The organism is Microcoleus sp. B6-A1, assembly GCF_036705085.1.
Classification (GTDB): Bacteria; Cyanobacteriota; Cyanobacteriia; order Cyanobacteriales; family Microcoleaceae; genus Microcoleus.
Genome location: NZ_JAUBTU010000194.1, coordinates 1 through 1,368, shown reverse-complemented (window position 1 = coordinate 1,368; position 1,368 = coordinate 1). Strand labels below are relative to the sequence as shown.

Genomic DNA, 1,368 nt, shown 5'->3' with positions numbered 1-1,368 from the left:
CAGGGTAAGAGCATCTTAATCAGGCTTGACACAAGCACTTGAGAATCTGCATCATATAGTCATCATTCATCGCCGCTCGTTTCTTTTTTTGTCGCAAACTACGTCGGAGAGTCGTTTCTTGATTGATGGCATTAAGTGCCATTCGTCTTAGAAGAGCCAAGTTTTGAGGGCTGTTTAACGACCGAATGCGACATTGGTCTTCATTAAAAGTGACATCTAAAGTCCAATGAACTTGGTTTTCAATCCCCCAATGTTGACGAATTACACGACCATTAAGCTGAGCATCCACTGGTAAAGAACTTAGGTAAAACTGTACCTCTTGAGTCGTTTTGTTCCAAAGATGACGGACTCGTTCTACACAAACAATAGTCTGAATGTCAGTCCATTGTTCTTGTTTATAAAGTCCTCCTAATGCCGCCACTGGCACCGCCCAAACTTTTCTAATTTCGACGCGATGATGTCCCTTTTCTGTGCGGGAATCATGACTCACTTCACTGCCCTCAAACTGTTTAGATTTAGCCATCTCAAACCAGGTTTTAACTTGATTATAAAGAGTTGGATGATTACTTTTTAAGGTGACTACATAATCGGCTTTTTTATGACGAATTAACCGAACGATCTCGGCTTGAGTCCCCATCGCATCAATCGTAATAATGGCTCCGGTGATGTCAATTAATTCCAACAATGCCGGGAGCGCTGTGATTTCATTTGAATGGTCTTCAACTTTGACTTGTCCCAAAACTAACCGATGTTCACTCGCCCATGCCGTCACTAAATGTAAGTTTTTTACCCCTTTTGTTCGGTCATAAGACCCTCTCAGACTTTTTCCATCAATCGGGATCACTTCTTGAGCAACTGACCCGATTAATTGGTTCATCCATGTTCGCAATTTTTGCTCTAAAATTTTTGGCTCTAGCTTTTCAAAGACCCGACGGAATGTATCGTCACTTGGGATGCCATTGGGTAACTTTAAAAACTTTTGTAACCAGGTAAACTTACTGATTCCATAATTTTCCATGTCTTCCCACCCATCCGCTCCGGCTATCACAGCTAATAAGGCAATGACGAGAATATCTTTGAGTAAGTGGTGTTTGGTTCGCTCCACTCTTGGATCTGGTACGTCATCAAAATAATTTGAAAAGCCAGCTTGTAAATCTTCCATAGAGATGGGTTTTGGCTTGTTGAGCTCTTGGGATTTTGCCGTTGGCTTGGAAGGAGCGAATCCTTTACTCATGCCCATAAACTTTTCCTTACCTTGATGACTTAGCTTTTGAGGCATTATAGAACCGTTAATGACGAGCGGGCTACCTGTGTATTTTGTTTGTTTTGTCAAGTACAATTTATACCAAATTAGATGAGCTTACCCTG

1 protein-coding gene is annotated in these 1,368 nt (G+C 41.5%); it reads right to left on the bottom strand.

What is annotated here, in order from left to right:
• Positions 1-19: 19 nt before the first annotated feature.
• Positions 20-1,234 (bottom strand): ISAs1 family transposase, encoded by a 1,215-nt coding sequence (locus tag QUB11_RS31135; protein WP_333257931.1) that lies wholly within the window; start codon positions 1,232-1,234, stop codon positions 20-22.
• Positions 1,235-1,368 lie beyond the last annotated feature (134 nt).

Coding starts and splice junctions, on each gene's coding strand:
- QUB11_RS31135 (WP_333257931.1), bottom strand. CDS start 1,234: ATGAGTAAAGGATTCGCTCCTTCCAAGCCAACGGCAAAATCCCAAGAG.